Source organism: Pseudomonas sp. LP_7_YM (assembly GCF_004364435.1).
Taxonomy (GTDB): Bacteria; Pseudomonadota; Gammaproteobacteria; order Pseudomonadales; family Pseudomonadaceae; genus Aquipseudomonas.
Window position 1 is genome coordinate 1 of sequence record NZ_SOCT01000039.1, and the last position, 1,330, is coordinate 1,330.

Consider the following 1,330-nt stretch of genomic DNA (forward strand, 5'->3'; position numbering starts at 1 on the left):
GACATCGAGCAAAACCTTAGGTTTCAAGGTCAGTACTTCGACGACGAGACGGGGCTGCACTACAACACGTTCAGGTATTACGATCCGCAGGTAGGGCGGTTTATTACGCAGGACCCGATTGGGTTGGCGGGAGGATTTCATCTGTATAGGTATGCTCCCAACTCCATCGTATGGATAGATCCTCTTGGCTTGACCGGCTTCTTCTCGGCGTCTACCTTCTCAGCGCCGTCGGGTAGCGTTCATACGGTTTATCAGCAGGTTATCGATTGGGATTTACCTGTGAATACGCGAGATGGCGTTAGAACGAATTTAGATCTGGCATCAGAAGGAAGAAGTCCTTTTGTCGTAAAAAATGGTAGTTACTCGCAATTGAATCTACATCATTCAAAACAAGATGGATTAGGTTCCTTGTTTGAGCTATCCTCTGATACTCATCAGAAGTTTGGTAAAACGAATGCGCTTCATCCTCATTTACCTCTCCAGCATCCAGTTAATCCAGTAGACAGGGATTTATTTAACGGTGATCGGGAGGCTTATTGGAAAGGGCGTGCACAGGCTGAAATTAATAATAGTAGCTCTGGGCGTTCCAGTGGTTCTGTAAGCTGTGGGTGATTTCATGATTTCAAAAAAAGTAGTAGATTACTGTAAGCAGAACGGCTGGTGGTATGATGATGCTAGCGCCGACTATGAAGTCGAGTTAAAAAAAATCGGCATGGACATTTCAAGCGATATTAGTCAGTTTTATCTTCATGCGGAGGATGGGCCCACATTCATGAGGGGGGGGAAAGAAATATATCAACTCTGCTGGTTTTTAAAGAATACTAACTTTGATTTGGCTTTGAAAAGAACGCATGAAACACTTGAGATGCCTCTTGACTATATTCCGCTGGATAGCTTTGAGGGTGAACATGGCTATTTTTACAATAAGACTTCCGGGGAGGTAATTGAACTTTCTCTCGGCGATTCCATGGGTAATTTCAAATCTGGTAAGTTGTCGCCTCAGTGGTCATGTTTTAGTGACTTTTTAGAAAGTTTCTTTGAGATGGGTTGAGTCGGTTGTGTATGTCGGTCCGCCGGAAAGATTAGACCGCCCACGATGCCAGAGTGGGCTTTCATTATAAATTTGTCTGGTCGCTCTGTTTAAACTGTTAATAGAGTGTCGGCTATCATCTACCATTATTTTTAATTACAATATGGTCGGCTAGAGTGCGCGATTGCAATATTCAGTTTGGGTGGACCTAGTGTACTGTTTTCGAAATAACTTAATTTTCTTGTGCAGTTTCAAGCGCCTCACGCGCACGTTGAATTTTGTTCAAAATCTCCTCTCCCT

General features: G+C 43.6%; 2 protein-coding genes. Both read left to right on the plus strand.

The window, feature by feature from the left end; all coding sequences use genetic code 11:
- A partial coding sequence (locus EC915_RS24685; RefSeq protein ID WP_305955404.1) for an RHS repeat-associated core domain-containing protein occupies positions 1–612 on the plus strand: 612 nt, incomplete at its 5' end.
- A 4-nt stretch (positions 613–616) separates the two neighbouring features.
- A complete protein-coding gene (locus EC915_RS24690; protein WP_133753068.1) occupies positions 617–1,051 on the plus strand; it encodes a hypothetical protein in 435 nt (144 codons plus the stop codon).
- Positions 1,052–1,330 lie beyond the last annotated feature (279 nt).

What these genes read in the sequence shown, in the direction of transcription:
- EC915_RS24690 (WP_133753068.1), top strand. Translation starts at nt 617, where the DNA reads ATGATTTCAAAAAAAGTAGTAGATTACTGTAAGCAGAACGGCTGGTGG.